The sequence below is a fragment of the Arthrobacter sp. 2YAF22_2 genome, assembly GCF_052114645.1.
GTDB lineage: Bacteria > Actinomycetota > Actinomycetes > Actinomycetales > Micrococcaceae > Arthrobacter.
Genome location: NZ_JBFRFD010000540.1, coordinates 1 through 2,320 on the forward strand (window position 1 = coordinate 1; position 2,320 = coordinate 2,320).

Sequence of the window (2,320 nt, forward strand, 5' to 3'; positions counted from 1 at the left end):
CCCAGGCTGCACCCTCCCCCGTCCCGGCGCCCGCGCCGCCGCGCCCGGCCCCGTCGCCCGCCGCCTTCGCGGCCCGGCCGAAGGCGACCCCGTCTGCTGCAGCCCCGGTCGCCGCGCCCGCGCCCAGCGCCACTTCGCTTGCCGAGGCCGCGCGCTGGGGCCGGGTTGAAGGCGACGGCCACGTGTTCCTGACCCTCGACGGCGAAGAACACGCCGTGGGCCAGTACCCCGGTGTCAGCGACGACGAAGCTCTTGGCTACTTCGCCCGCAAGTACGACGACGTCGTGGCCCAGGTTGTCCTGCTCGAGCAGCGAGTGGCGTCCAAGGCTCCGGCAGCGGACATGCAGAAGACCGTGACGCACTTGCGCGAGCAGCTGGCCGAACGGAACATGGTGGGCGACCTCCGTGCCGCAGAAACACGCCTGGACACGCTCTCCGGGCAGATCACCGAACTGGAAAAGACCGAAAAGGCCGAACATGAGGCCGTACGCGCCGCCGAATTGGCGGCCCGCGAGGCGATCGTGGCCGAAGCCGAAGAGATCGCCGGGCACGACCCCGCCCAGATCCAGTGGAAGACCTCCAGCGCCCGGATGAACGAACTCTTCGAGAGCTGGAAGACCGCGCAGAAGAGCGGGGTCCGCCTTGGCCGCGGCAACGAAGACGCCCTCTGGAAGCGTTTCCGTGCCGCCCGCACCGTCTTCGACCGGCACCGCCGCGCCTACTTCTCCCAGCTGGACAGCAACAATTCGGCTGCCAAGTCCGCCAAGGAGAAGCTGATCGCCGACGCCGAGGCGCTGTCCAGCTCGACCGACTGGGGCTTCGCCGCCGGCGAGTACCGGCGCCTGATGGACCAGTGGAAGGCTTCCCCGCGCGCCAGCCGTAAGGATGACGACGCCCTCTGGGCGCGTTTCCGGGCCGCGCAGGACGTCTTCTTCACGAACCGGCAGGCCGCCAATGAGGAGATCGACCAGGAGTACGGCGCCAACCTCAAGGTCAAGGAAGCCCTGCTGGTCGAGGCCAACGAACTGCTGCCGATCAAGGATCTTGCCGCTGCCAAGAAGGCCCTGCAGTCCATCCGTGACCGCTGGGAGGAAGCCGGCAAGGTTCCCCGCGCCGACATGGGCCGGATTGAGGCAGGCTTGCGGAAGGTGGAGGACGCTGTCCGCCACGCCGAGGACGAAAACTGGAAGCGTTCGAACCCGGAGACGAAGGCACGCACCAACAGCGCCCTGTCCCAGCTTGAGTCGGCCATCGCCGGGCTCAAGGACGCCCTGGCCAAAGCGGAGAAGGCCGGCGACGAACGCAAGATCAAGGCAGCCCAGGAAGCCCTCGACGCGCGCCAGGCGTGGCTTGAGCAGCTGGAGCGGTCGGCCAGCGAATTGTCGTAGCGTCCCTTGCCGCCGGTAGCCACTACCGGCACGAAGAGGCCCCGCCCGGTTATCCACATGACCGGTGCGGGGCCTTTTCCGCGGTCCGGGGAAAGCGTCACGATGGCTGCATGGTCCTCACGCCCGGCTACCCCGCTTCCGGCCATCCATCCAATCCCGCTACCTGCCACCCGCCCGGCGCGGCGCCGCCGGTACTCTACTTCCCTGGCGCGCCCTTCTCCTGGGCGGAACTGCAGGCCATGGCGGCTGACGGCGTGCTGGCCCGGCTCTCCCAGCGGGCTTACCTCCCGCCCGGCGCTGCCTCCACCCCGCAGTTGCGGGCCCGGGCGGCGGCCTGCGCCATCCCGCTCTCCATCCGGCAACGGGTAGTCGCCGGCAGGATGACGGCGGCCTGGATCTACGGTTGCGCCGGCGAGCCGGACCGCATCGCCCTGCTGGTCGACGCGAACCGGCGGGTATCGAGTCTCCGGGCCACCCGCGGCTGCAGTTTCCACGAGGTGCGGCTGGGGCCGTTCGACGTCGTGAGCCTGGGCGGCCTGATGGTGTCCAGCCCGCTGCGGACGGCGGTGGACATCGCCCTGCACGTCGAGTCAGAGCGCGCGCTGCCCGCGCTCGAAGCCCTCTTGGCGGCGCCCGGGCTAAACGTCCGGCTGCGGCTGCTGATCCGAGCGGTGGAAGCCACCCCGCGGGTGCCGTACAAGAAGGCGGCACTCGCGAAGCTCGCGGCGCTGCTGGCCGAGTAACGCCCGGGCCCCGCCGGTTAGTGCAGCGATCAGCTGCGGCGCCGGTTGCCGGTGGTGCGGTAGACGTCGAACACGCCGTCGATGCGCCGGACGGCACTCAGAACGTGGCTCAGGTACTTCGGATCTCCCATTTCGAAGGCAAACTTGGAGATCGCCACCCGATCGGTGGAGGTGTGCACGCTCGCGGCG

At 69.7% G+C, this 2,320-nt stretch carries 2 protein-coding genes; both read left to right on the forward strand.

Translation table 11 applies throughout. The features are described 5' to 3' along the window. On the forward strand, window positions 1–1,388 hold a 1,388-nt coding region (locus AB4Y86_RS17035; RefSeq protein ID WP_441403349.1), incomplete at its 5' end, for a DUF349 domain-containing protein. A 110-nt stretch (window positions 1,389–1,498) separates the two neighbouring features. After that, window positions 1,499–2,131 carry a hypothetical protein gene (locus AB4Y86_RS17040; protein ID WP_441403350.1) on the forward strand — a complete coding sequence of 211 codons (633 nt, stop codon included), beginning with the start codon at window positions 1,499–1,501 and terminating at the stop codon, window positions 2,129–2,131. Window positions 2,132–2,320: the final 189 nt, after the last annotated feature.

Coding starts and splice junctions, on each gene's coding strand:
- AB4Y86_RS17040 (WP_441403350.1), top strand. CDS start 1,499: ATGGTCCTCACGCCCGGCTACCCCGCTTCCGGCCATCCATCCAATCCC.